Below are 25,638 nucleotides of genomic sequence, written 5' to 3'. Positions count from 1 at the left end.
CTCCTATCGGGGTGGGGTGTGGTGGGGTGCCCCCGGTCGCGGTGGAATCATGCCGCCACCGGGTCGAGCAGACCGGCGGCGCGCAGCGCCGGCCACAGCGCCGCCGGGACGTCGGCGTCCGACCGGGACAGGTTCTGCGTCACCTGCGCCGCGGTACGCAGCCCGACGACCGTCGAGACGACCGCGGGATGCCGGCGGACGAAGGCGAGCGCCGCCTGGGGCAGGGTGACGCCGTAGGACCCGCAGACGTCGGCGATCCGCCGAGCCCGGTCGATCAGCTCCGGCGGGGCCTGCTGGTAGTTGTAGGTCGCGTCGGCCGGTGGCCGGTCCCGGGAGAGCAGACCGGAGTTGTAGACCCCGGCGACCACCACGCCGACGCCCCGCTCCTCGGCGGTGGGCAGCAGGTCGGCCAGCGCGCCCTGTTCGAGCAGGGTGTAGCGGCCGGCGCACATCACCACGTCGACGTCGGTCTCCCGGACGAAGCGGGTGAGCAGGTGGGACTGGTTCATCCCGGCGCCGATGGCCCCCACCACGCCCTGGTCGCGCAGCTCCACCAGGGCGGGCACCGCCTCGGTGGCGGCCTGCTCCCAGTGGTCGTCGGGGTCGTGCAGGTAGACCACGTCCACCCGGTCCAGGCCGGTGCGGGCCAGGCTGGACTCCAGCGAGCGGAGCACCCCGTCCCGGCTGAAGTCCCAGACCCGCCGGTGGTCCGCGGCGACGTCGAACCCCTCCGGGTCGCGTCGGTGCGCGTCCGATGGCGACGGGACGAGCAGCCGGCCGACCTTCGTCGACACCACGTACTCGTCGCGCGGCCGGGACCGCAGGGCCGCCCCGATCCGCCGCTCGGACAGCCCGAGCCCGTAGTGCGGCGCGGTGTCGTAGTAACGCAGGCCGCCCTCCCACGCGGTGTCGACCGCGGCGGCGAACTCCTCGTCGGTGGTGGCCCGGTAGAGGTTGCCGCCCTGTGCACCGCCGAACCCCAGCTCGGTCAGCCGGACCGTAGCCCGGCGGGGCAGCGCGTGCGCTCTCACGACGCCGCCAACCGGTACGCCCGCCGCGCGGTACGCCGCCAGATCGCCGCCTGTTCGTCGGGGCCGAGCGGGGCCAGCAGTGCCGACAGGGTGTCGATCCAGCGGCGGTAGGAGCTGGCGAGCAGGCAGACCGGCCAGTCGGAGCCGAACATCAGCCGGTCCGGGCCGAACACGTCGAGGGCGTGCTCGACGGCCGGTCGGAGGTCGTCCGACGTCCAGGCCGGCCGGTGCACCTCGGTGACCAGTCCGGAGAGCTTCGCCGTGGTGTTGGGGGACGCGGCGAGGGCGTGCAGGTCGCGTACCCAGTCGGTGAGGTCGGTTCCGCCGAGCGCGGGCTTGCCGAGGTGGTCGAGGACGAACCGTACCTCGGGCAGGTCGCGCGCCACCCGAGCGGCCGCGCCGAGCTGGTGCTGCCGGACCAGCAGGTCGAAGGCGAGCCCGGCGGCGCCCACCGCGGCGATCCCCCGCCGCACGTCGGCCCGGTCGAGGAACGTCGGGTCGGGTTCGTCCTGGACGGAGTACCGGACGCCGACCAGCAGGTCGCCGCCCCGGGCGGCCCGTAGCCGGGCCAGCCGGTCGACGACGTCGTCGGTCGTCACGTCCAGCCAGCCGACGACCCCGGCGATCAGGGTGTCGGCGGCGGCGACGCCCAGCAGGTCCACCGTCTCGGCCTCGGTGGAGTTGGCCTGCACCACCACGGTCCGGGTGACCCCGGCGGCGCGGGCCACCGGGGCGAGGTCGGCGGGGGTGAAGTCGGCGTCGATCGCCGCCATGGTGGTCGGGTCGATCCAGGGCTGCGGGTGCCGGGACCGGGTCCAGAGGTGGTGGTGGGCGTCGATGACGTCGGCGCGTCCGGGCGTGGTCATCGGCCCAACCATCCGCCGTCGACGGGCAGCACGACGCCGTTGACGTAGTCCGATGCCGGCGCGGCCAGGAACACCGTGACGCCGGCCAGGTCGTCGGGGCGTCCCCACCGGCCGGCCGGGATCCGGGCGAGGATGGCCGGTTCGCGCTCCGGATCCTCGCGCAGCGCCCGGGTGTTGTCGGTGGCGATGTAGCCGGGGGCGATGGCGTTGACGTTGACCCCGTGCGCCGCCCACTCGTTGGCCAGCGCCCTGGTGAGCCCGGCGAGGCCGGACTTGGCGGCGGCGTAACCGGGGACGGTGATGCCACCCTGGAAGCTGAGCAGCGAGGCGGTGAAGATGATCTTCCCACTCCCCCGGCCGACCATGTCCCGACCGATCTCCCGGCTCAGCACGAACTGGCTGGTCAGGTTGACCTCGATGACGTGGTCCCACATCTCGTCGGAGTGCTCCGCCGCCGGGGCGCGGGCGATGGTGCCGCCGTTGTTGACCAGGATGTCGATCGGGCCGAGGTCACGCAGCTCCCCGACGAGCCGGCGCACCGCGGCCCGGTCGGCCAGGTCGGCCCGCAGCGCGGTGAACCGGCGGCCGGCCGCGCGTACCCGCTGCTCCACTTCGCTCCCGGTGGCCTCCAGCTGCGCCGAGACGCCGACGACGTCGGCACCGGCGACGGCCAGCGCCTCGGCCATCGCCAGCCCGATGCCCCGGCGGGCGCCGGTCACCACGGCGGTCCGGCCGGACAGGTCGAACAGGGCGCTCATCGGTCGGCCTCCCGCAGGTCGAGCAGTACCTTCAGCACACCGCCGCCGGCCTCGAGGGCGGTGAAGGCCGACGCCACCTCGTCCACCGGCACCACCCGGGAGATGAGCCGCCGGGCCGGGACCACACCGGAGGCGACCAGCCCGACCGCCTCCACCATGTCCTCACGCCGGTAGAGCCGGGCGCCGAGCAGTTCCAGCTCGCGCCAGAAGACCCGGTGCAGGTTCACCGGTCGGGGCTGCGGATGGATCGCCACCATGACCAGGCGGCCCCGGGTGGTCAGCACGTCGACCGCGGTGCCGACCCCGGCGGCGGAGCCGGAGACCTCGAAGGCCACGTCCGCGCCCGCGCCGTCGGTGCGCTCGTCGACCAGCGCCGGCACGTCGGTGTCCCCCGGGTCCACGGCGTCGATGCCGAGCCCGGCCGCCACCGACCGGCGGAACGGGTCCGGTTCCACCAGCAGGACCCGCGCGCCCCGGTGCCGGGCGACCGTGGCGATGAGGACGCCGACCGGCCCGCCCCCGACCACCACGACCTGGTCGGTGGCGGTCACCCGGCCCCGCCGCACGTCGTGCACGGCGACCGCGACCGGTTCCACCAGGGCGGCCTCGTCGAGCGGCAGCTCGTCGGGGAGCGGCACCACCAGGTCGGCCGGGACCGTCCACGACGACTGCATGGCACCCGGCGAGTCCACCCCGAGGAAGTTCATCGCATGGCAGATGTGCGAGTCCCCGCGCCGGCAGGCGACGCACCGGCCGCAGTAGCGGGTGGGCAGCACGGTGACCGGCTGGCCCACCGCGAAACCGGTGACGTCCGGGCCGACCTCCGCGACCCGGCCGGACATCTCGTGCCCGATCACCGCGGCGGCGCCCACCCGGGCGTCCATGTCGCCGTGGTAGACGTGCAGGTCGGTGCCGCAGATCCCGGTGTAGGCCACCGCGATGCGCAGCTGGCCGGGCCCCGGCGGCTCCGGGGCACGCCGCTCGACCTCCAGCTGCCGCGCGCTTCGGTAGACCACTGCCTTCATGCGTGCTCCCTCGTGGGTCGGGGTCAGTGCCGGACGGCGGACGGCAGGCCGTCGTGGTGGTGCGCCGCCGCGCCGGGCAGCGGGGTCACGTACCGGCCCGGCCCGGCGGGGGCCTGCTCGGCCACCGCCAGCAGCCGGTGTCCGGCGCGTTCCGGTCGCACGTTGGGCCCCTCCGGGGTGGGCACGTCCGAGCGGCGCGGATACCGCCGGATCTCCTCCTCGGCGAGCGTGACGCCCAGCCCCGGCGCGTCGCCGAGGACGAACGCGCCGTCCTCGACGTGCAGGTCGACGGCGACGCCGACCGGCGGCCGCAGGTCCTGTAGCTCGCTGACCAGGTGGTTCGGCACCGACGTGGCGGCGTGCAGCAGACCGAAGGGGCTGTTGCCGATCGGGCTGACCGGCAGGTCGTAGGCGTGCGCCAGGGCGGCCACCCGCAGGAAGTGGGTCACCCCCCACACCGCGGCCATCTGCACGACGTCGACCGCCGTCGCGGCGATCAGCGGCCGGTACTGTTCGAGGCCGGTCAGGTTCTCCCCGGTGGCGACCGACGCCCGGATCCCGCGCCCGACGACGGCCAGGCCCTCGGCGTCCCACCGCCGTACGGGTTCCTCGATCCAGACGAGGTCCAGGGTGCGTTCCAGCTCGCCGACGTGCCGGACGGCCTGCTTGCGGGTCCAGGCCTCGTTCACGTCCAGCATCAGGCCGGGGCGCTGCCCCCGCCCGGCCTCGGTCAGCACGTCCCGGACCAGGTGCAGCCGGTGCCGGTCCCGCTCGATGTCGAGGCCGCCCTTGAGCTTGGCGGCCCGCAGCCCGTGCCGGGCGTAGACCTGGTAGGCGGCGGCGAGCGCGTCGTCGTCCAGGCCGATGTCCAGGCCGGAGGCGTACGCGGGCACCCGCCGGTCGCGTCCGCCGAGCAGCCGCCAGAGCGGTTGGCCCGCCGCCTGGGCCTTGATGTCCCACAGCGCGGTGTCCAGTGCCCCGATGGTGCCGAAGACCGAGCCGGCGTGCCCCGCCTTGAAGGTCTGCCGCAGCATCCGGTCGTAGAGGGTGGTCACGGCGCGGGGGTCCTCACCGTCGATCGCCGCGAAGATCCGTTCGACGTCCGCGTACGGCCCGAGGCCGACTCCGGTGATGCCCTCGTCGGTCTCGACCACGATGATCGGGACAGTGGTCACCCCGTCGGTGAAGACGCCGTTGGCGTCGCCGACGGGACGTCCCCACTCCTGCACGGTGGTCAGCGTCCGGTATCCGGTGATCCGCATGTCAGCCCTTCGTGGCGCCGGCGGCGACACCGTCGGCGATCTGGCGCTGGAGGAAGAGGTAGACCACCAGGACGGGTACCGCGGCGATCAGCACCCCCGAGGCGAAGGTCGGGATGTCGTCGGAGTACTGCCCGCGCAGCGAGGTAACCCCGACCATCAGGGTGCGGTGGTCGGCCGAGGGCATCAGCAGCAACGAGATCAGCACGTCGTTCCAGCAGAACAGGGCGTCGAGGATGCCGACCGACAGCAGCGCCGGAGTGCCCAGCGGCACCATGATCCGCCGGTAGACGCCGTAGACGTCGTTGCCGTCGATCCGGGCCGCGTCGACGATCTCGGTCGGGATGGTCCGGTAGTAGCTGGTCATCAGGAAGATCGTGAAGGGCAGGAACTGCGCCACGTAGGCGAGCACCAGCCCCGGGTAGGTGTCGACGAGACCGGCGTCGGACATGATCCGGGCCAGCGGCACCATGATCACCTGGAACGGCACGAACAGCGCCGCCAGGCAGCACAGGAAGAGCACCGACGAGCCCCGGAAGCGCAGCTGGCTCAGCGCGAAGCCGGCCATCGACCCGAACAGCAGCAGCAGGAACACCGAGACCGTCACCACGACTGTCGAGTTGACCAGGTACCGGGCCATCCCCACGCTGTTCCACGCGGTGGCGATGTTCTCCCAGCGCAGGGCGTCGGCCAGCGAGAACCGGTCGAGGACGTAGTCCCGCCGGGTCTTCATGGCCACGTTGACCGTGAAGACCAGGGGGTAGACGGTCGCCAGGGCCAGCACCGCCATCGGGACGGCGATCAGCCACCGGCTCCACCGGACGTTGGACATCACGCCTCCCGCACTGTCCGCCGGAGCAGACTGATCTGCACCAGCCCCACCACGAGCATGATGAGGAAGAGCACCGTCGAGGCGGCCGAGGCGAGCGCCGGCCGGTTCATCTGTCCCTGCTGGATCCAGATGTAGTACTCCGGCAGGTACGTCGAGCCCTCCGGGCCGCCACTGGTCATCACGTACAGCAGGCCGAACATGGAGGTCAGCATCCCGATCATCGTGGTGACGACGACGAACTGGATGGTCCGGGAGAGGCTGGGGACGATCACGTGCCGGATGGTCTGGGGCAGCGACGCGCCGTCCACCCGGGCCGCGTCGAGCAGCGAGGCGTCCAGGGTGGCGAAGCCGGCGAGGAACACCACCAGCGCCATCCCGAAGGTCGCCCAGACGTGCACCCCGACCACCACGAACATCGCCAGGTCCGGGTCGCCGAGCCAGTCCACCGGCCCGATGCCGACCCCGCCGAGCAGGGCGTTGAGCGGGCCGTCGAAGGCGAGCAGGAGGTTGAAGATCGCCCCGACGATGACCGGGGACAGCACGGCCGGGAAGAAGTAGACGCTGCGGTACAGCCGGTTTCCGGGTACCCGCAGGTAGATGAAGGTCGCAAGGAGGCCGGGAATCGCCGCCGCCACCGGCAGCAGCAGCACGAGCAGGCCGACGTTGCGCAGCGCGCCCCGGAACAGCGGATCCCCGAACAGCTCCCGGTAGTTGTCCAGCCCCACCGCCAGCCCGTCGCGGTCACCGTCGCCGGTGAAGGAGAAGTTGACCCCGAGCAGCAGCGGCCAGAACCGCAGCAGCAGCAGGATCAGCAGGGCCGGGGCCAGCAGCACGTAGGGGGCGAGACGCTCCGCCCGCCGGCCGCCGCGCGGCCCCCGGGCGCGGGGCGACCGGCGCGGCGTCGGGACGGTCGGTCCGGTGGGCACCGGCCGGACCGACGCCGCCGTCTCGGGGATCGACACCGGTCAGCCGGCCTGATCGGAGACGGCCAGCTGCTTCACCGCCTCGTCGACGGAGATCGAGCCACTGAGCAGCTGCTGGGAGAGCCGGCCCATCAGGTCGAGCGTCTTCGAGGAGAGCGCCACGTGCAGGGCGGGTTTGCCGGCCTTGAGGTCGGCGACGATGGTGGCCACCGCCGGGCCGCCCTGGGACACGTCGATGGTGGTGTCGGCGGCGATCGCACCGGCGTCGGCGTAGAACGACTTCAGCGCGTCGGTGGAGGTCAGCGAGCGCACCAGGTCGGCGGCGACCTTCGGGTCCTTCGTCCACTTGGCGACGCCGTACCCGATGCCGCCGTCGAAGGGCAGGTTCGGGGTGGCGCCGGGCTCGACGACCGGGGCGCGCATCACGCCCAGCTTCTCGGCCGGGACGAACTCGCTGAAGTCCTTCCAGTGCCCCACGTCCGACATCAGGCCGATGACGTGGGCCGCCTTCGCGGACTGGAAGATCGCGAAGGCGTCGTTGAACATGGCCGTCGAGTTCGCCCCGTCGCTGTTCAGCTTCGCGTCCTGGGTCTCCTTCCAGAGCGCGAAGATCCGCTTGACGTGGGGGGAGGTCCAGTCCCGCTTGCCGGCGATCCAGGCGTCCTGCTCCTGCGGGGTGAGCACACCGGTGCCGAAGGCGGAGAGGAAGAACTGGATGCCGAAGCCCTCCTTGTTGCCGAGGGCCAGGCACTTCGCGCCGGTCCGCTGGGTGAGGGTGGCGCAGTTGGCGACGAACTCCGGCCAGGTGGTGGCCGGCTTGGCGGGGTCGAGGCCGGCCTTGTCGTAGAGCGTCCGGTTGTAGTAGATCGGGTGGCCCTGGAGGGTGACCGGGCCGGCGTAGGTCTTGCCGCCCTTGGTGAACGCCTCCCAGCCGGCGAGCCGCTGCCGGTCCTCGGCCACGTACTCGTCCAGTGGCAGCAGCGCGTCGGTCCGGTCCCGGAGCTGGCCGCCGCCGTTGAACAGGATCACGTCAGGTCCCTTGCCGGCCTGGATCGCCGTGCCGAGCAGGGTGTAGTACTGCTCGAAGGGCTGGGCGACGAACTCGACGGTGACGTCCGGGTGCTTCCGGGCGAAGTCGGCCTTGGCCTTCTGCAGGTAGGCGGCGGCGGTCGGCTCACCGGACTTCCAGTCCCAGACCACCAGTTTCCCGGCGGAACCTCCCGGGGAGGAGCGTGTCCCGGCGGCACTCCCGCACCCGGCCAGCGCCAGTGCCGCGACGAGTACGGCCGAGACCACTGTCCGCTGCTTCATCGGCTGCCCACCTTCGACTCCGCCTGCCACACTGATCGGGAGGCATGAATTTGACGGAAAGGTAACTCGTATGACGTATGACGTCAACAGTGCGCCGTAGAATTCGCGACAGGCAGCAGGTCGTGGCGCGGTCCGCGGAAGGCAGTGGAGGGGACATGACGGCACGAGAGATCACCCTGAACGCGTCGACACCCCCGACCTGGGCCCGGCGGCCCACCAACCTCGCCACGGCGGTCACCGCGGAACTGGTGGAGCGCATCGTGCGCGGGGTACACCCGCCCGGCTCCCCACTGCCCCCCGAGCCGGCGCTCTGCGAGGCGTTCTCGGTCAGCCGTACGGTCGTCCGGGAGGCCGTCAAGATCCTCCAGGAGAAGGGGCTGGTACAGGTCCGGCAGGGCAGCGGCACCATCGTCACCCCGCCGTCGATGTGGGACATGCTCGACGAGCTGGTCCTCGCGGCGACCATCGCCGAGGACGACAGCCTGACCATCCTCGACGACCTGGTGGCCACCCGGCGGGTGCTGGAGTCCGACATGGCCAACGTCGCCGCCCGGCTGGCCGACCGGGCGACGGTCGACCGGCTGCGCGCCCTGGTCGACCGGATGGACGAGCTGGTCGACGACCAGGTCGCCTACCACGAACACGACCGGGCGTTCCACGACATGATCATGCAGGCGTCCGGGAACCGGATCGCCCGCGGCGTGGTGCGGTCCCTGGAGAGCCAGGTGGTGAACACCGCCCGCTACATGGGCCGCTCGGAGCGGTCCCTCTGCGTGGCGTCCAACCAGGGGCACCGGCGCATCTACGAGCGCATCGCGGCGCACGATCCGGACGGCGCCGCCGAGGCGATGGTCACCCACATCACCGAGGCCTGGCTGGTCCGCCGCAGCGGCCCGGACACCGCACGACTGGTGCGCTGAGGCCCGGCCCGACCGCGGGTAGCTCAACCAACGGACGTCAATGGCTTGCGAGTGTTAACGATAACAAGCTAACGTCGGCCCCAGAAGCGAAGGGCACGCTTCCGCACTCCGTCCACCGGCATCCGTCGGCGGCACGGAGTGGGGCGCGGGCAACGCCGGTCGGACACCTCCGGGCACTCGTGTGGACGCTGCACGCCGCCGGGTCGTCGATCCTTCGACTCACCCGGGAGCCCCGGCGCGCATCGCCCATGGCCTCCGTAGGGATCCGACCCGATCGCGCGCTGACCACAGTGCCGTGCCCATCGGTCAGCGCGCGATCGGGACCGCGTACCCACACCGCGTACCCGCACGGCGGCACCCCGGCGAAGCCCGGCTCCAGCATCGCGTCCCGGGCCGACCGTCCGGTGTGCCGCCGGAGCGCCGACGCCACCCTCGACACGCATCGCCCATCTGGGAGGTACTGGTGAGACCCGCACTGCCACCACTGACCCGCCTGCGGCGCTCCTTCGCCTGGCTCGCGGCCCTGCTCCTGGTCTCGACGCTGCTCCCGACCAGCGCCGCCAAGGCCGACAACCCCATCGTCCAGCACATCTACACCGCCGACCCGGCTCCGCTGGTGCACGACGGCCGGGTGTACCTCTACACCGGCCACGACGAGGACGGCTCGACCTGGTTCACCATGAAGGAGTGGCGGGTCTGGTCCTCCGCCGACATGGTCAACTGGACCGACCACGGCTCGCCGCTCAACGTCGGCACCTTCAGCTGGGCGAAGGCGGACGCCTGGGCCGGCCAGGTCATCGCCCGCAACGGCAAGTTCTACTGGTACGTGCCGGTGACCGCGAAGTCGACCAACTCGATGGCCATCGGGGTGGCGGTGAGCGACAGCCCCACCGGCCCGTTCCGGGACGCCATCGGCCGGCCGCTGGCGGCCAACGGCGAGATCGACCCGACCGTCTTCATCGACGACGACGGGCAGGCGTACCTCTACTGGGGCAACCCCAACCTGTGGTACGTCAAGCTGAACCCCGACATGATCTCGTACTCCGGCAGTGTCACCAAGATCCCGCTGACCACCGCCGGCTACGGCACCCGCAACGGCAACGCCACCCGCCCCACCCTCTACGAGGAAGGCCCCTGGGTCTTCAAGCGCAACGGGACCTACTACAACGTCTTCGCCGCCGAGTGCTGCAGCGAGTTCATCGGCTACTCCACGGCGCCCGGCCCCACCGGGCCGTGGACCTACCGGGGCACGGTCATGCCCCGGCAGGGCGGCAGCTTCACCAACCACGCCGGAATCGTCGACTTCAACGGCGGGTCGTACTTCTTCTACCACAACGGCGCGCTGCCCGGCGGCGGTGGCTACACCCGGTCGGTCGCGGTGGAGAAGTTCACCTACGGCACCAACGGCACCATCCCGACGATCAACATGACCAGCACCGGCGCGCCGCAGATCGGCACCCTGAACCCGTACGTGCGGCAGGAGGCCGAGACCATCGCCTGGGGCTCCGGGATCGAGACCGAGGCGTCCAGCGAGGGCGGGATGAACGTCGGCTTCATCGAGAACGGCGACTACATCAAGGTCAAGGGGGTCGGCTTCGGCTCCGGCGCGACCTCCTTCAACGCCCGGGTGGCCTCGGCCGGCAGCGGCGGCACCATCGAGGTACGGCTGGACAGCGCCACCGGCACCCGGGTGGCCAGCTGCTCCGTGCCGGTCACCGGTGGCTGGCAGAACTGGCAGACCGTCTCCTGCCCGGTCTCCGGCGCGACCGGCACCCACGACATGTACCTGCGGTTCACCGGCGGCAGCGGCACCCTGTTCAACGTCAACTGGTGGCAGTTCAGCAGTGGCAGCAACCCGACGCCCACCCCGACCGCGACGCCCACCCCGACGCCCACCGTCACCCCCACCCCCACCCCGACGACCCCGGCCCCGACGACCCCGGCTCCGACCACGCCCGGCGGACGCTCCTGCGCGGCCACCAACACCGTGGTCAACACCTGGCAGGGCGGCTTCGAGGGCAAGCTGACCATCACCAACGGGTCCACCCCGATCACCGGCTGGCGGGTGAGCTTCACCCTCCCCAGTGGGCAGACGGTGGCCCAGGCCTGGAACGGCACCCTGACCCAGCAGGGCAACCAGGTGACCGTCACCAACGTCGCCTACAACGGACAGCTCGCCGCCGGTGGCTCCACCACCGTCGGCTACATCAGCTCGACCACCGGCAGCAACCAGCCACCGACCGACCTGACCTGCACCCCCGTCTGACCCTGTCGCACGGCTGACAGGCACGCCGGCCCGCTCCACCCCACCGGGGCGGGCCGGCACCCCACCACCGACACCACCGTCCGCAAGACCCACCCGGACGGGCGTTCGCCCGTGATCCGGTCCGCTGGAGGTTCTGATGTCCTTCCCGTCCCTCAACCGACGCCAACTACTCCAGGCCGCCGGAGCGACAGCTGTCGTCTCCGCCACCGGCAGCGCCCTCCTCGGCTCAGGGCCGGCGGCGGCGGCGCTGGTGGTCCCCCCGGCGCGGCCGGACCTGGGTGTCTCCGCGTACCCGTTCGAGCTGGGTCAGGTCCGGCTGACCGCCGGCCGGCTGCTGGACAACCAGAACCGGACGCTGAGCTACCTGCGGTTCGTCGACGTCGACCGGATGCTCTACAACTTCCGGGCCAACCACCGGCTGGGCACCAACGGGGCCGCGACCAACGGGGGCTGGGACGCGCCGTCCTTCCCGTTCCGCACCCACATGCAGGGGCACTTCCTCACCGCCTGGTCCCAGGCGTACGCGGTGCTCGGTGACACCACCTGCCGGGACAAGGCGAACTACATGGTGGCCGAGCTGGCCAAGTGCCAGGCCAACAACGGCGCGGCCGGGTTCACCGCCGGCTACCTGTCCGGCTTCCCGGAGTCGGACTTCTCGGCGCTGGAGGCCCGGACGCTGTCCAACGGCAACGTGCCCTACTACTGCATCCACAAGACCCTGATCGGGTTGCTCGACGTGTGGCGGTACATCGGCAACACGCAGGCCCGCTCGGTGCTGCTGGCGCTGGCCGGCTGGGTCGACACCCGCACCTCGCGGCTGAGCTACAACCAGATGCAGGCGATGCTGGAGACCGAGTTCGGCGGCATGAACGAGGCGCTGACCGACCTCTACCAGTACACCGGGGACGGGCGTTGGCTGACCGTCGCCCAGCGTTTCGACCACGCGGGCGTGTTCAACCCGCTCGCCAGCAACTCCGACCAGCTCAACGGCAAGCACGCCAACACCCAGGTGCCCAAGTGGATCGGCGCGGCGCGGGAGTTCAAGGCGACCGGCACCACCCGCTACCGGGACATCGCCGGCAACGCGTGGAACATGACCGTCAACGCGCACACCTACGTCATCGGCGGCAACAGCCAGGCGGAGCACTTCCGCCCGCCGAACGCGATCGCCGGGTACCTGACCAACGACACCTGCGAGCACTGCAACACGCACAACATGCTCAAGCTGACCCGGGAGCTGTGGCTGCTCGACCCGAACCGGGTCGCCTACTTCGACTTCTACGAGCGGGCCCTGCTCAACCACGTGGTCGGCGCGCAGAACCCGGCCGACGGGCACGGCCACGTCACCTACTTCACCCCGCTCAAGCCGGGTGGCCGCCGGGGCGTCGGGCCGGCCTGGGGCGGCGGCACCTGGAGCACCGACTACAACTCGTTCTGGTGCTGCCAGGGCACCGGCATCGAAGCCAACACCAAGCTGATGGACTCGATCTACTTCTACAACGACACCACGCTGACGGTGAACCTGTTCGTGCCGTCGGTGCTCACCTGGTCCCAGCGCGGCATCACGGTCACCCAGAGCACCAGCTACCCGGCCAGCGACACGACCACGCTCACCCTCTCCGGGTCGATGAGCGGCTCGTGGAGCATCCGGGTCCGGATCCCGGCCTGGGCCACCGGCGCGACGATCGCCGTCAACGGCGAGACCCAGAACGTCGCCACCACCGCCGGCAGCTACGCCACGGTCACCCGCACCTGGGCGGCCGGCGACACCGTCACCGTCCGGCTGCCGATGAAGGTCGTGGTGCAGCCGGCCAACGACAACGCCAACGTCGGCGCCCTCACGTACGGGCCGGCGGTGCTGGCCGGCAACTACGGCAACACCGCGCTGAGCTCCCTGCCGTCGCTCAACGTCTCGTCGGTGACCCGGACGAACAGCGGCACGCTGGCGTTCACCGCTACCGCGAACGGCTCCACGGTCAACCTCGGGCCGTTCTACGACGCGCACGGCTTCAACTACACGGTCTACTGGAACACCACCGGCGGCAGCACCGGCGGCGGCAGCACGCGCATCGTCAACGTGGGCAGCGGGCTGGTCCTCGGCATCCAGAACATGTCCACCGCCGACGGCGGGCTGGCCCTGCAGTGGGGCGACACCGGCACCGCCGACCACAACTGGGTGGTGGTGACCGACGGCGACGCGGTCCGGTTCCGCAACGTCAACAGCGGCAAGGTGCTCGGCGTGGAGAACATGTCCACCGCCGACAACGCCCGGGTCCTGCAGTGGGCGGACAACGGCACCGCGGACCACCGCTGGGTCCTGCTCAACCAGGGTGACGGCACCTACAAGATCCGCAACGTGAACAGCGGGAAGCTGCTCGGTATTCTCAACGGCTCGACCGCGCAGGGCGCGCAGGCCGTCCAGGACTCCGACAACGGCAGCCCGGACAACCGGTGGCGGTTCGTCGCCAACCCGTGAGGACCACCGTCGGTCCCGCACCGCCGGCGAGACGGTGCGGGCCCGACGGTCCCACGAACGGGGTCGCCCTTTGCGGGGGCGGCCCCGTTCCGTGCGTGGTGGCCCTGTGTGTGGTGGCGCCCGGTGTGCGGTCGCCCGGCGCCGCAGACGGGCGCGGTGGGCGGGCGCGGTGGGCGGGCGCGGCGGGCGCGGTGGGCGGGCGGCACCGCCCGGAGAAGCGGGCCGGGCCGCCCGTACCGACCGGCCCCGCGCAGCGGTGCCGACGGTACGGGCGGCCCGGGTCGTCCCGGTCCGGTGAGCGGACCGGTCAGGGGGTGGTGAGCTGGAACTGACGGATCGTGCTGGTGCCGCCGAGGGCCTGGGTGGCGTGGTTGAACAGGGCGAACCGGTAACCCATGAAGAACTGCCAGTTGCTGTCGAGGGTCAGCGCGTTGCCCAGCGCGGTGAAGTTGACCCCGTCGGTGCTGTAGGAGAACCGGGCCTGCCGGCCGGACCCGGGGCGGATGTCGGCGGTGGCCCGTAGCCAGATCCGGCCCCCGCTGACCGGGGCCGAGGCGATCTCGGTGCCGGTGTTGGTGGTCCGCCAACTGCCGTCCATGGTGAGGTTGTTGGTCATCGACACCCGGGTGGCCCCGTTGTCCCGCCGGACGCCGATCCAGGCCGACGAGTTGCGCAGCACCGCCAGCCCGGTCCGGTCCCCGTCACGCAGCGCCGAGTAGTCGAGTTCGACGGTGGCCGTGGAGGTCGGCCCCTGGATCCGGTGGGTGACCGTGTTCCGGGCGCTGTAGAGGTCGTTGGTCACCGTGGCGGTCTGCAGGCGCAGGCCGTTGTTCACCGACCACTTGCTGTTGTCCGGGTTGTGGTTCCACTCCCACTGCGGGCCGAGAGTGCTGCCGGAGAACGTGTCGGTGCCGGTCAGCGGCTTGACCGGCCGGGTCGGCAGCGGGTTCGGGTACGACGTGCCCCAGCCGCCGTTGACCGTCTGGATCTGCGGCCAGCCGTCGGCGGTCCAGGTGATCGGGGCCAGCGCGGGCACCCGCCCACCGGGGTAGGCGTCCACGAAGGACATGTAGTACCACTGGCCGCCCGGGGTCTGCACCAGGCCGCCCTGGTGCGGCACGCCGCCGCCGGAGATCGGGCCGGGCATGTTGAGCAGCACCTGACGCATCTCGTACGGGCCGAACGGGCTCGACGACTTCAGCACGTACTGCCCGTTCGCCGGCCGGGTGAGCCAGATGTAGTAGCTGCCGTTGCGCTTGTAGAACCGGGCCCCCTCCAGGGTGCCCACGCTCGACGGGGTGGAGAAGACCTGCTGGCTGCGGACCTCGCTCTTGCCGTCGGCGGACAGCTGCGCCACGCTGATCTGGGTGTTGCCGTAGGCGACGTACATGGTGTCGTTGTCGTCGACCAGCATGCCGGCGTCGTAGTAGCACTTGTTGATGGTGGCGTGCTGGTTCCAGGCCCCGTCCACGGCGGCGGCGGTGTAGATGTAGGTCTTGGCGAAGTCGATGCAGCCGGCCCAGTAGTAGGTGCGGTTGCTCGGGCGGTAGTTCAGCGTCGACGCCCAGATGCCGTTGACGTACGCCCGCCCACCCGACATGTCGTACTTCGCGCCGAAGTCCAGCTTGGGCACCGAGTGCCCGGCGAACTCCCAGTTGACCAGGTCGTAGGAGCGCAGGATCGGGGCGCCCGGCGAGTAGTGCATGGTCGAGGCGGACAGGTAGAACGCGTCGCCGACCCGGATGATGTCGACGTCGGCGAAGTCCTGCCACACCACCGGGTTGGTGAACGAGCCGCTCGCCGGTGGGGTGGTGGGCGGTGGCGTGGTCGGGGTGGTGCCGCCGTCGACCCGGACGAGCTGCCACTGCTGGTTGGTGCCGCCCCAGTCGGCGTACTGGACGATGTTGCCGCCGTCGGCGGTGGAGGCGTTCTGCACCTCGACCGCCTTGCCGCTGTTGCGGTTGAGCAGCCGAACGTAGCCGTCGGCCGAGTCGGCGAGCCGGAACTGCTGGTTGGTGCCGTTGCCGTCGGTCCACTGCACGATCGACGCGCCGTCGGCGGTGGAGAGGTTGTAGACGTCGAGGACCTTCCCGGACAGCCGCGACTTCAGCCGGTAGTAGCCGCCGCCGGAGTCGACGAACTGCCACTGCTGGTTGGTGCCGTCGCCGCGGGTCCACTGGGTGATCCGCGCGCCGTCGTTGGTGGCGAAGTTGTAGACGTCCAGCGCCTTGCCGCTGTTGCGGTTGACCAGCACGTACCAGGCGGTGGTGTCGACCGTCGCCGCCGCCGCGCCGGTCGCCTCGACCACGACGACCCCTCCGCCGACCAGCATCGTCAACAGGGCGGCGACGATCCGCGACCACCAGCCGCGTCGTCGCCGGACCACGACCGGGACCTCACCCATGGCTACCATGACCCTCCTTCGGGAACGGTCGATCGACGGTCGCACCGGGAACGCGGGCCACCGTCGTCGCATTCTTCGAAGCCTGCCGATGTCAACGTTCACTCGGCGGTGCGCCCGCGGTGGCGTACGACGCGGTGCAGCGACGGGTCGGGCCTGCCGACCAGCCGCTACGGGAACGGCTTCAGCTATCCATAGACTGTGAGCGATAACATGATGCTCGTCAAGCTGAAACAGCGCGGACACGATCGACGGGCGGAAACGCCGACACCCCGGGTCAGGTCGGACCGTTCCGACCTGACCCGGGGTGTCCGGCGAGGAGGTGCGAGGGGTGCGACGCGGCGGGTGCCGCCGGTCAGCGGGAGGAGCCGGCGCGACGCTTGTTGTAGACGTCGAAGGCCACCGCGACGAGCAGCACCAGACCCTTCACCACCGACTGGATGGACTGGTCGACGCCCATGAGCTGCATACCGTTGCTCATCACCGCCATGATCAGGCCACCGACCATCGCGCCGACCACGGTGCCGACCCCGCCGGTGACCGCCGCGCCGCCGATGAACGCGGCGGCGATCGCGTCGAGCTCGAACATGTTGCCCGCCGCGGGCTGGGCGCCGTTGGAGCGCGAGGAGTAGATCACCCCGGCCACCGCCGCCAGGAAGCCCATGTTGACGAACATCCAGAAGTTGACCGTCCGCACCTTCACACCGGACAGCATCGCCGCCGACAGGTTGCCGCCGATCGCGTAGACCTGCCGGCCGAACACGGTACGCCGGGTGAGCAGGCCGTAGACCAGCACCAGCGCGGCCAGGATGATCAGCACGATCGGCAGGCCCCGGGCGTGCGCCAACTGCCAGGCGAAGTACATGATGACCGCGCCCACCAGCACCACCCGGGCGACGAACAGCGGGAACGACTCCACCGGCTGCTGGTAGCGGACCCGGGCCACCCGGGTCCGGAAGCCGCTCACCGCGTACCCGGCCACCGCGACCGCGCCGATCAGCAGGGTGAAGGCGTCGAAGCCGTCCCCACCGAGCAGGCCGTTGAGGAAGCCCGCCGCGACCTGCTGGTAGTCGGCGGGGAACGGGGACAGCGAGATGTTGTCCAGCACCCGCAGGGTCAGGCCCCGGAACAGCAGCATGCCGGCGAGCGTCACGATGAAGGCCGGGATGCCGGCGTACGCCACCCAGAAGCCGTGCCACGCGCCGACCGCGACGCCCACCGCCAGCGCGGCCAGGATGCCGACCCACCAGGGGAAGCCCTCCCGGATGACCAGCACGGCGGAGACCGCCCCGGTGAGCGCGACCACCGAGCCCACCGACAGGTCGATGTGCCCGCCGATGATGATGATCACCATGCCGATCGCCAGCACCAGGATGTAGGAGTACTGGAGCACGATGTTGGTGATGTTGCCGGGGCTCAGCGACACCCCGTCGGTGAGCACGGCGAAGAGCCCGACGATGACGACCAGCGCGACGTAGATGCCGCTCTGCCGCAGGTTGTTCAGCACCAGCGCCCGCAGATCGCTGGTGCCGGCGTGCAGGGCGACGCCCGGACTCTTCCCGGCCGGCGGCGGGGACGGCGGCGATGAGGTCTTGACGCTGGTCATCCCACGCGCTCCTTGTCCTTCGTCATCAGATCCATGAGGTTCTCCTGGGTCGCCTCGGCCACCGGCACCTGGCCGGTGATCCGGCCGGCGGCGAGGGTGTAGATGCGGTCGCACATGCCGAGCAGCTCCGGCAGCTCCGAGGAGATCAGGATCACCGCCTTGCCCTCGGCGACGAGCCGGTTGACGATCGTGTAGATCTCGAACTTCGCGCCGACGTCGATGCCCCGGGTCGGCTCGTCCAGGATCAGCACGTCCGGGTTGGTGAACAGCCACTTCGACAGCACGACCTTCTGCTGGTTGCCGCCGGAGAGCTTGCCCACCACGGCCATCACGCTGGTCGTCTTGATGTTCATGTCGCGCCGGCTCTGCTCGGCGACCTTGATCTCCTCGTTGCCGTTGACCCAGCCGAAGCGGGCCAGCCGGCTCAGCGCGGCGGCGGAGACGTTGCGCCGTACGTCGTCGATGAGGTTGAGGCCGAACCGCTTGCGGTCCTCGGTGACGTAAGCGATGCCGTGCTCGATGGCCTCGGCGACGCTGTTCGCCCGGACCTCCCGGCCCCGCACGAACAGCCGGCCCCGCACGTCCCGGCCGTACGACCGGCCGAAGACGCTCATCGCCAGCTCGGTGCGGCCGGCGCCCATCAGCCCGGCGATGCCGACCACCTCGCCGGCCCGGACGTCCAGGCTGGCGTCGTCGACCACGAGCCGGTCCTGGGTGGGGTGCTGCACGCTCCAGTTCTCGATGCGCAGCACCTCCTCCCCGGGCGACGAAACCCGGTCGGGGTAGAAGCTGTCCAGGTCCCGGCCGACCATGCCGCGGATGATCCGCTCCTGGGTGACCTCCCCGGAGGCCAGGGAGAGCGTCTCCACGGTGCGCCCGTCCCGGATGACAGTGGTCGCGTCGGCGATCGCGGTGACCTCGTTGAGCTTGTGCGAGATCAGGATGCAGGTGATGCCCTGGTCGCGCAGCCGGCGCAGCAGGTCGAGCAGGTGCGCCGAGTCGATGTCGTTGAGCGCGGCGGTCGGCTCGTCCAGGATGAGCAGCCGGACCTTCTTGGACAGCGCCTTGGCGATCTCGACCAGCTGCTGCTTGCCGACGCCGAGCTGGATGACCGGGGTCACCGGGTTCTCGTGCAGGCCCACCGAGGCCAGCAGCTCGGCGGCGTCGGCGTTGGCCCGGTTCCAGTCGATGAGGCCGCCCGGACCGCGCCGCTCGTTGCCGAGGAAGATGTTCTCGGCGATCGACAGGTGCGGCACCAGCGCGAGCTCCTGGTGGATGATGACGACGCCCTGGGACTCGCTGTCGCGGATGCCCCGGAAGTGCACCGGCTTGCCGTCCAGCACGATCTCACCGTCGTAGGAGCCGGTCGGGTGCACCCCGGAGAGCACCTTCATCAGGGTGGACTTGCCGGCGCCGTTCTCGCCGCAGATGGCGTGGATCTCCCCCCGGCGTACGGCGAGGGAGACGTCCGCCAGCGCGGTCACCCCGGGGAAGGTCTTCGTGATGCGTCGCATCTCGAGGATGGTGTCGTCCATGGTCAGCGTCCTGATCGTCGAAGCCTGAGGCGGGCTTGCGATGCGTCGGGCGCGGCGGTCGGTCACCGCCGCGCCCGACGACCGGCTTACTTCTTGGCCTGACCGGCGGCGACCTCTTCGGCCGACCAGTAACCGGAGTCGACCAGCACCTTGGTGATGTCGTCCTTGTAGACGGTCTCGATCGGCAGCAGGTAGGCCGGGACGACCTTGACCTTGTTGTTGTAGGTCTTGGTGTCGTTGGCCTGCGGCTCCTTGTCCTGCAGGAACGCCTCCGCCGCGATCACGGCCTGCTCGGCGAGCAGCCGGGTGTCCTTGAAGACGGTGGACCCCTGCACCCCGTCGTTGATCAGCTTGACCGAGGCGATCTCGGCGTCCTGGCCGGTCACCACGGGCAGCTTCTTGGCGCCCTTGCCGTAGCCGGCATTCTGCAGGGCGGTGATGATGCCGCGGGAGATCCCGTCGTACGGCGACAGCACCCCGTTGACCACGGTGCCGTCGTTGTAGCCGGAGGTGAGCAGGTCCTCCATCCGCTTCTGCGCGGTCTCCTGCTGCCAGCGCAGGATCGCCGCCTGCTCGATGCGGGTCTGGCCGGACTTGACCTTCAGCGTGCCGTTGTCCATGAACGGCTTGAGGGTGTCCATCGCCCCGCCCCAGAAGTACTGGGTGTTGTTGTCGTCCAGCGAGCCGGCGAACAGCTCGACGTTGAACGGGCCGGTCGCGGTGCCCTTACCGCCGTCCTTGGTCTGCAGGCCGAGGCCGACCAGCAGGGCGGTCGCCTGGGCGACGCCGACCTTGTAGTTGTCGAAGCTGACGTAGAAGTCGACGTTCTTGTTGCCCAGCAGCAGCCGGTCGTAGGAGATGACCGGGATCTTCGCCGCCGCGGCGGCGTCCAACTGGCCGCTGAGCGCGGTGCCGTCGATCGCCGCGATGATCAGGACGTCCGCGCCCTGCGTGATCATCTGGTCGACCTGCTGGGACTGGGTGGGGATGTCGTCGCCGGCGTACTGGAGGTCGACCTTGTAGCCCTTGGCCTCCAGCTTCTCCTTCACCGCCTTGCCGTCGGCGATCCACCGCTCCGAGGTCTGCGTCGGCATGGAGACGCCGATGGTCAGATCGGCGGGCTTCTTGTCGCTGCTGTCGCCGCCGCTACCCGCTCCCCCGCCGCTGCACGCGGCAAGGCTGAACGCCAGTGCCGCGCCGCCGAGCGCGACCAGGAATTTCCTGCGCACAGGTTTCTCCTCTCCGGAACTCCCGCCGACTGCGGGGACCACCTGTCACCTTTCGGGGTAGTGTTAGCGCTCACATCGCCCCCGTCAACACCCGCCCGGAAATCCGGACGTCACGGTCTCGTAACGGGCGTCTCCGACTTGTCGCCCGCCGACCAGCTGCTCCACGGGTCTGACGCAGGGTGACTTCCGTTGCCACGGCACCGATTCCGGCCCGCCGTGCGCCCCGCGCCCCGCCGGCCGGGACGGCGGTCGGACCGGCATCGGCGGCACGCCGGTTTCGGGCTTGTTACACGGTTGTCGTCGATCCGGGGCAATCGCGCCCGCGTGCTCTGCTGGACCCGTTCGGCGCCCGATCTCGTCCGGCATCCGACCCGGGCCGCCCCCGACGGCCCGACAGCCCGCCCAGCCCCGACGGCCCGGCCCGCCCGACGGCCGCCCGGCCCGACGGCCCGACCCGGCTCGACCCGACAGCCCGCCCCGGCCGGTCCGACGGCCCGGCCGCCACCGGACACGGGAACGGCCCGGCCGCCACGCGTGACGTGGCGGCCGGGCCGTTCGGGTCGACGGTCAGCCGTCCAGGCAGGAGCGCAGGGCGGCGGTCAGCAGGTTGGCCCGCTCGTCGCCCATGCCCTGCATCTGGTTCACCACGTAACCGAAGCCGACCTGGTGTGCGTCGTCGCCGAAGGCGAGGTTCCCGCCCGCCCCGTCGTGCCCGAAGCTGCGCTCCCCCAGCAGCGGCCGGGCCGGCGGGGAGTGCAGCAGGAAGCCGCTACCCCAGCGCTGCCCGGTGTCCGGCGGGCCGTGCCGCTGCTGGCCCCGGACCCGCACCACTGTCGCGTCGTCCACCGACGCCCGATCGAGCAGGGGCGGTCCCGCCACCGGCGACACGCACGCGGCGTAGAGCCGGGCCAGGCCGTCGGCCGTGCTCACCGCGCCCGCGCCCGGGACGCCGGCCGCCTGGATGGCCGGATCGTTGAAGCTGACCAGGCCGGCGTCGTCGGCGGGGAACGCGAACGCGCCCCCCATGGTGATCCCCCGGTCGGCCACCGGGTCGACGAACGGATCCGGGTCGGGCGGCGGGGCGACGTTCCAGGCGACCGCGTCGCGTTCGGCCGCCGGCAGACCGAGCCAGGTCCGCAGGCCCAGTGGTGTGGCCAGGGCGTCGCGGAAGAACGCGCCGGGGAGCTGGCCGGTGATCCGCCGGATCACCTCGCCGATCAGCCAGCCGTACGTCATCGCGTGGTAGCTGTGCGCCGTACCCGGCCGCCACAGCGGGGTCTGCGCCTCGATCGCCTTGACCACCGGCTCCCAGGCGAGCACCTCGTCGAGGGTCAGCGGACGGTCGAGCGCGGGCAGGCCGGACTGGTGGGTGAGCAGCCAGCGCACCGGGATGTCGGCCTTGCCGTGCTGGCCGAACTCGGGCCAGTAGCGGGTGACCGGCGCGTCCAGGTCGAGTCGGCCCTGCTGCACCAGCAGGTAGGCGCAGACCGCCAGGACCCCCTTGGTGCAGGAGAAGACGACGACCGGCGTGTGCGCCGTCCACGGCCGGCCGGTGCGGGGGTCGGCCGTCCCGCCGTACAGGTCGACGACCCGGTGGCCGCCGACGTAGACGGTGACCGCCGCGCCGATCTCCCCCCGGGCGGTGAAGTTCTCGCGGAAGACGTCGGCCAGCCGCCCGTAGCGTTCGTCGGCGTGGCCGTGGATCTGCGGCTGCGTGGCCACTGCTATCCCTTCAGTGAGCCCTGGATCAGGGCCTTGATGAACTGACGCTGGAAGATCAGGAAGACGATCAGGGTCGGGGTGAGGATCAACAGCGATCCGGCGCACAGCAGCACCAGGTCGGTGCCCCACTGGCCCTGGAACGCCCCGAGCGCGCCGGCCATCGTCCGCTTGGCCGGGTCGTCGACCAGCACGATGGCCAGCAGGAACTGGTTCCATGTCCAGAGGAACATCAGGATGGTCAGCGACGCGATGGCCGGCCGGGCGAGCGGCACCTGGACCCGCCAGAAGAGCTGCCAGGTGGTGCTGCCGTCCACCCGGGCCGCCTCGGACAGCTCCACCGGCACGTTGCTGAAGTGCGCCCGCATCCAGAACACCGCGAACGGCATGTAGAGCCCGATCAACGGCAGGATGATCGCCCACCGGGTGTTGAGCAGGCCGAGATCCTGCATCTGGTAGTAGAGCGGGGTCACCACCGCCTCGAACGGCAGGGTCAGCCCGAGCAGCAGCAGGCCGAACACGATCCGGCCACCGGGCACCCGCAGCTGGCCCAGCCCGAACCCGGCCATGGTGGCGATCAGCACCGACACGGGCACCACGCCGGCCACGATGAGCAGGCTGGAACGCAGCAGCGCGCCCATGTTCGACACCGTGAAGGCGTCGGCGAAGTTGCCCCACTGCGGGTCCGACGGCCAGGTCAGGCCGCTGGGCACGGTGCCGCGCGGTTGCAGCGCCGCGGAGAGCATGCTGACGAACGGCAGCAGGGTGACCAGGATCAGGACGATCAGGAAGACCCGGCCGGTCAGGTTCTCGCGCCGGCTCAGGTTCATGGCTTGTCCCCCCGGGTCAGTCGCTGGATCGGCAGCACGCAGACCAGCACCAGCACCATCAGCACCACGGCCAGGGCCGAGGCGAGCCCGACCTGCCGCTGCGAGAAGGCCAGCCGGTAAATCTCCAGGCCCGGCACGGTGGTCTGCAGGCCGGGGCCGCCGCTGGTCGAGATGTAGACGATGTCGAAGCTGGCCAGGGCGGCGATGATGGTCACCGTCAGGCAGACCCCGATCTCCTGGCGCAGGCTGGGCAGGGTGACGGCGAAGAACTCCCGGACCGGGCCGGCGCCGTCCAGGCGGGCCGCCTCGTACAGCGCGGGGTCGATCTTGCTCATCCCGGTGACCAGCAGGATCGTGCAGAGGCCGAGCAGGACCCAGGCGCCGATGACGCCGACGGCGGGCAGCGCGGTGTCGAAGTCACCGAGCCAGGCACGGGCCACCCCGCCCAGGCCGACCGCGCGGAGCGCCTGGTTGACCAGGCCGTTCGACGACAGCAGCCAGCTCCACGCGATGCCCGCCGCCACCAGGGGGATGACCTGGGGCAGGAACAGCACCGTCCGGACCACGGTGCCGAACGCGCCGGTGGTGATCCGGCGGACCAGGCTGGCCACCAGCAGGCCGAGCACGACCGGGACGAAGCTGAAGAAGACGATCAGGACCAGCGCGTTGCCGATGATCTTCAGCAGGTCGCCGTCGGTGAACACCGTGAGGTAGTTGTCCAGCCCCGCCCAGCGGGCCACCCCGATGCCGTTCCAGTTGTAGAACGAGTACTGGATGGTCAGCACCAGCGGACGCAGCACGAACGCGGCGTACATCAGCACGGCGGGCAGGACGAAGAGCCAGCCCGTGCCGCCCGCGCGGGCCCACCAGGGTCGGTGGGCCCGCGCGGAGGACCGGCGGGGGGTACGGCCCGGCGACGTGCCGGTGCCGTCCCGCCCGGTCGGTGCGCTGCCGAGGGCAGACGTCATCGGGACAGTTCCTTCGCGTACTCGGCCTGGACCGCCTTCACGTACCCCTCGGGCGTCTGCTGACCGGCGATCAGCTTCTGCATCTCCGGCGTGATCGCGGCGGCGAAGATGCCACCGGTGGCGTTCGCGGTGAAGTCCACCGCACCGTTCTCCGCACCGAGCTGCTGCGACGCCTTGAGCGTCTCGGCCAGCACGGTGTTCGGCGCGGCGGCCGGCACGGCCAGGTCACTCGGGCCACCCGGGCTGGAGCCACCGATCTTGACGGCGATCTCCCGGGCGGTGGCGTTGGTGTGCACCCAGTTCAGGAAGAACGCGGCGGCGTCGGGGTTCTTGGCCTTGGCGCTGATGCCGAAGGTGTTGGGGGCCGACATCGCCACGTGCTTGCCACCGGCCGACTCGCTCGGGAACAGGAAGAAGCCCACGTTGCCGGGCATCGACTTGTCGAGGTTGGCCGACTCCCAGTCTCCGTTGAACATGAACAGGCCGTTGTTCTTCTGGAACTCGCCCACCATGCTGGCGTAGTCCAGGGCGTTGGCGTCCTTCGGGAAGTAGCCGGCCTGGGCCCACTTCTGGATGGTCTGGGTGGCCTTCAGCGCGGCCGGGGTGTCGAACGTCGCGCCCGGCTTCTGGAAGATCCAGTCCGCCACCTGGGCCGGGTCGCCGAACTGGTTCTGCAGCGCCTGGTGCGGGAAGTTGATGCCCGCGGTGTTCTTGTTGAACTGCATGATCGGCTGGACCCCGGCGGTCTTGGCCTTGGCCAGCAGCTCCTCGAACTCGGCGATGGTGGCCGGCGGCTGGGTCATCCCGACCTGCTCGGCCAGCTTCTTGTTGTAGAACACCCCGGTGACGCTGTAGCCGAGGCCCATCCCCCACAGCGAGCCGGTGCCCCGGGTGGTGCCGCCGTCGCCGACCCGCAGCTGCACGAGCTGGGAGGCGGGGAACTTGTCCCAGCCGTACGCGGTGAAGTAGGGGTCGAGGTTCTTGAGCAGGTCGTCCTTGACCAGGTCGACCATGGTGGGTAGCCGGATGATGTCGGGCGCGTTGTCCGAGGCCATCACCCGGGGCGCGTTCTCCACGATGACCGTGAACTGGTCCTCGCGGATGTTGAACTTGACGTTCGGGTGCTGCTTGGTGAACTCGTCGGCCAGCGCCTTGGCCAGCGGGAAGCCGGTCTCGGCGTACATCTCCAGGGTGATCGGGTCGGTGCCGAGTTCGGTGCTGACGGCGGCGTCCGAGCCGGTCGACGTCGACTTCTCCGCTCCGGGCGCGCTGCACGCCGTCACGGCCAACCCCAGCGCCAGGACCGGGGCCAGCAGCGCCGTCCGGCGGGGGAACTTTGTCAATGATGTAGCCAATTGAGGACTCCTTGACTCTTCCGAGTGTCCCGCGACCACCGGCCGCGCCGGTCACCGAACTCGTCACGGCGGGTTGACCAGCCACAACGGTACGTCGCGACCGGCGTGTCGCCGCGGCGCGCGATGTCACCACCGCTGACCGTGCCGGAGCGACCGAGGGTGTCGACCGGCCTGCCAAGAGTAGCCGCTAAACTGATTTAGCAGAGCATGCGCGCGGCGGGTTGGGCTGTCAAGGACCAAATGGCAACGGTCCGGAAACACCTGGTTCACGCCGGGGAGGTCCGCTCCGGCCTGCCCGACCGGCGCACCGCGGGGTGACCACCGACAC

At 70.9% G+C, this 25,638-nt stretch carries 19 protein-coding genes; 3 read left to right on the top strand and 16 right to left on the bottom strand.

Annotated features, from left to right (window positions below):
* Window positions 1–47 precede the first annotated feature (47 nt).
* Genes O7625_RS19905 through O7625_RS19870 form a run of 8 tightly spaced genes read right to left on the bottom strand, consistent with a single transcriptional unit; the run spans window position 48 to window position 8,005 of the window.
* A complete protein-coding gene (locus tag O7625_RS19905) occupies window positions 48–1,031 on the bottom strand; it encodes an aldo/keto reductase (protein WP_282340498.1) in 984 nt (327 codons plus the stop codon).
* Entirely contained in the window at window positions 1,028–1,897 is an 870-nt protein-coding gene (locus O7625_RS19900) for an amidohydrolase family protein (RefSeq protein WP_282340496.1), read from the bottom strand. The genes O7625_RS19905 and O7625_RS19900 overlap by 4 nt, the downstream gene beginning before the upstream one ends.
* Complete coding sequence (locus O7625_RS19895; protein WP_282340494.1) at window positions 1,894–2,655, bottom strand: SDR family oxidoreductase; 762 nt, start codon at window positions 2,653–2,655, stop codon at window positions 1,894–1,896. Before O7625_RS19895 ends, O7625_RS19900 begins: the two co-directional genes overlap by 4 nt.
* Window positions 2,652–3,680, bottom strand: coding sequence for an alcohol dehydrogenase catalytic domain-containing protein (locus O7625_RS19890; protein WP_282340493.1), 1,029 nt, complete (start codon window positions 3,678–3,680; stop codon window positions 2,652–2,654). The genes O7625_RS19895 and O7625_RS19890 overlap by 4 nt, the downstream gene beginning before the upstream one ends.
* 23 nt (window positions 3,681–3,703) lie before the next feature.
* Window positions 3,704–4,942, bottom strand: a complete 1,239-nt coding sequence (locus O7625_RS19885) for a mandelate racemase/muconate lactonizing enzyme family protein (RefSeq protein WP_282340491.1) — start codon at window positions 4,940–4,942, stop codon at window positions 3,704–3,706.
* A 1-nt stretch (window position 4,943) separates the two neighbouring features.
* Complete coding sequence (locus tag O7625_RS19880; RefSeq protein WP_282340489.1) at window positions 4,944–5,771, bottom strand: carbohydrate ABC transporter permease; 828 nt, start codon at window positions 5,769–5,771, stop codon at window positions 4,944–4,946.
* Window positions 5,771–6,733, bottom strand: a complete 963-nt coding sequence (locus O7625_RS19875) for a sugar ABC transporter permease (protein ID WP_282340487.1) — start codon at window positions 6,731–6,733, stop codon at window positions 5,771–5,773. Before O7625_RS19875 ends, O7625_RS19880 begins: the two co-directional genes overlap by 1 nt.
* A gap of 3 nt (window positions 6,734–6,736) precedes the next feature.
* Complete coding sequence (locus O7625_RS19870; RefSeq protein WP_282340485.1) at window positions 6,737–8,005, bottom strand: extracellular solute-binding protein; 1,269 nt, start codon at window positions 8,003–8,005, stop codon at window positions 6,737–6,739.
* A 155-nt stretch (window positions 8,006–8,160) separates the two neighbouring features.
* Between O7625_RS19870 and O7625_RS19865 the strand changes: the two genes are divergently transcribed.
* From O7625_RS19865 to O7625_RS19855, 3 genes are all read left to right on the top strand, one after another.
* Window positions 8,161–8,925: an FCD domain-containing protein gene (locus O7625_RS19865; protein WP_282340483.1), complete on the top strand. Its 765-nt coding sequence runs from the start codon at window positions 8,161–8,163 to the stop codon at window positions 8,923–8,925.
* Between the two features lie 523 nt (window positions 8,926–9,448).
* Window positions 9,449–11,191, top strand: a complete 1,743-nt coding sequence (locus O7625_RS19860) for a family 43 glycosylhydrolase (protein ID WP_282347013.1) — start codon at window positions 9,449–9,451, stop codon at window positions 11,189–11,191.
* A 136-nt stretch (window positions 11,192–11,327) separates the two neighbouring features.
* On the top strand, window positions 11,328–13,667 hold the full coding sequence (locus O7625_RS19855) for a beta-L-arabinofuranosidase domain-containing protein (RefSeq protein WP_282340481.1): 2,340 nt from the start codon (window positions 11,328–11,330) through the stop codon (window positions 13,665–13,667).
* 307 nt (window positions 13,668–13,974) lie between these two features.
* On the opposite strand, the gene O7625_RS19850 is transcribed toward O7625_RS19855, so the two are convergent.
* From O7625_RS19850 to O7625_RS19815, 8 genes are all read right to left on the bottom strand, one after another.
* Complete coding sequence (locus O7625_RS19850) at window positions 13,975–16,080, bottom strand: family 43 glycosylhydrolase (protein ID WP_282340479.1); 2,106 nt, start codon at window positions 16,078–16,080, stop codon at window positions 13,975–13,977.
* A 343-nt stretch (window positions 16,081–16,423) separates the two neighbouring features.
* Entirely contained in the window at window positions 16,424–17,674 is a 1,251-nt protein-coding gene (gene mmsB / locus O7625_RS19845; RefSeq protein ID WP_067313800.1) for a multiple monosaccharide ABC transporter permease, read from the bottom strand.
* Entirely contained in the window at window positions 17,671–19,209 is a 1,539-nt protein-coding gene (gene mmsA / locus O7625_RS19840; protein WP_282340477.1) for a multiple monosaccharide ABC transporter ATP-binding protein, read from the bottom strand. The genes mmsB and mmsA overlap by 4 nt, the downstream gene beginning before the upstream one ends.
* Window positions 19,210–19,295: 86 nt before the next feature.
* The gene (gene chvE / locus O7625_RS19835; protein ID WP_067313804.1) at window positions 19,296–20,438 is read right to left on the bottom strand and encodes a multiple monosaccharide ABC transporter substrate-binding protein; all 1,143 of its coding nucleotides are present in this window, start codon (window positions 20,436–20,438) and stop codon (window positions 19,296–19,298) included.
* 567 nt (window positions 20,439–21,005) lie between these two features.
* On the bottom strand, window positions 21,006–22,160 hold the full coding sequence (locus tag O7625_RS19830; protein ID WP_282340475.1) for a serine hydrolase domain-containing protein: 1,155 nt from the start codon (window positions 22,158–22,160) through the stop codon (window positions 21,006–21,008).
* 2 nt (window positions 22,161–22,162) lie between these two features.
* A complete protein-coding gene (locus O7625_RS19825) occupies window positions 22,163–22,987 on the bottom strand; it encodes a carbohydrate ABC transporter permease (protein WP_067313807.1) in 825 nt (274 codons plus the stop codon).
* Window positions 22,984–23,955: a sugar ABC transporter permease gene (locus tag O7625_RS19820; RefSeq protein WP_282340474.1), complete on the bottom strand. Its 972-nt coding sequence runs from the start codon at window positions 23,953–23,955 to the stop codon at window positions 22,984–22,986. Before O7625_RS19820 ends, O7625_RS19825 begins: the two co-directional genes overlap by 4 nt.
* Window positions 23,952–25,310: an extracellular solute-binding protein gene (locus O7625_RS19815; protein WP_282340473.1), complete on the bottom strand. Its 1,359-nt coding sequence runs from the start codon at window positions 25,308–25,310 to the stop codon at window positions 23,952–23,954. The genes O7625_RS19820 and O7625_RS19815 overlap by 4 nt, the downstream gene beginning before the upstream one ends.
* Between the last annotated feature and the right edge of the window lie 328 nt (window positions 25,311–25,638).

The sequence above is a fragment of the Micromonospora sp. WMMD714 genome (genome assembly GCF_029581315.1).
Taxonomy (GTDB): Bacteria; Actinomycetota; Actinomycetes; order Mycobacteriales; family Micromonosporaceae; genus Micromonospora; species Micromonospora rifamycinica.
The sequence above is the reverse complement of the archived record's forward strand: the minus strand, read 5'-3'. Positions and strand labels throughout refer to the sequence as shown.